Genomic DNA, 706 nt, shown 5'->3' on the forward strand with positions numbered 1-706 from the left:
TCCACGAAAGTCTTTTGAATATATTCGGTTGTATAATCAATCTGTTCCTGTCTGCTCCATTCTTTCGGCAGGGAAAATTCAAATGAGCGTCCAAGCTGTGCATCTGCATTTTTTCTATCTTCAATACCTCATTCCATAACCGCTGTTTCTGAAATGTGATTTTAAACTTTTCCAGTGCGGCTTCCTTATCGCCTGCCCTTTTATAACGGATAGACTGTTGAAACCTTTTTATATTTTCTTCCGGTACATGCAGCCATTCAGGAGGTGCATTTTCGCACATCATCAGACTGGTGTAGACGACTTCCTTTTTGGAAGTATAGTAACTGATTCTGCCTGTTTCCTCATTCTTCATCACATCTCCATTAAGATATGCCGATGCGGATATGACAGATTTTCCTTTACTGCGCCCGACAATCTTTACTGTAAAGTGAAATATCGCCATGATACGATTCCCCCTTTCTGCCGTATCCGGCATTGATTTCCGACAGCATCTTCTTCTGGTTTTGCAGGAGTGAAGCTGTCGGAACGCCCTCTGCGCAAGAGTGCCCCCTGCGGCATGAGCAGGTCTGGCTGAAAGCCCCGCCGACGGAACGAGCCCGGCAAGCGTAAGCGCAGACCGGTTGCCACTTGTGGCAAACTTATAAGGACGACCTCTGGTTGTCCATAAGTGCGCCCTTCATTCAAAGGCAATGAAGGGAATGGAAAA

At 46.0% G+C, this 706-nt stretch carries 1 protein-coding gene and 1 pseudogene; both read right to left on the bottom strand.

The genetic code is table 11. The features are described 5' to 3' along the window. A pseudogene (locus H8S17_RS16280) lies at positions 1-442 on the bottom strand (MobA/MobL family protein); the annotation flags it as partial. Continuing rightward, positions 418-706, bottom strand: a 289-nt coding sequence (locus H8S17_RS16285; protein ID WP_186867907.1) for a hypothetical protein, incomplete at its 5' end; no start/stop codon positions are given. The pseudogene H8S17_RS16280 and the gene H8S17_RS16285, both read right to left, overlap by 25 nt.

Source organism: Roseburia zhanii, assembly GCF_014287635.1.
Classification (GTDB): Bacteria; Bacillota; Clostridia; order Lachnospirales; family Lachnospiraceae; genus Roseburia_B; species Roseburia_B zhanii.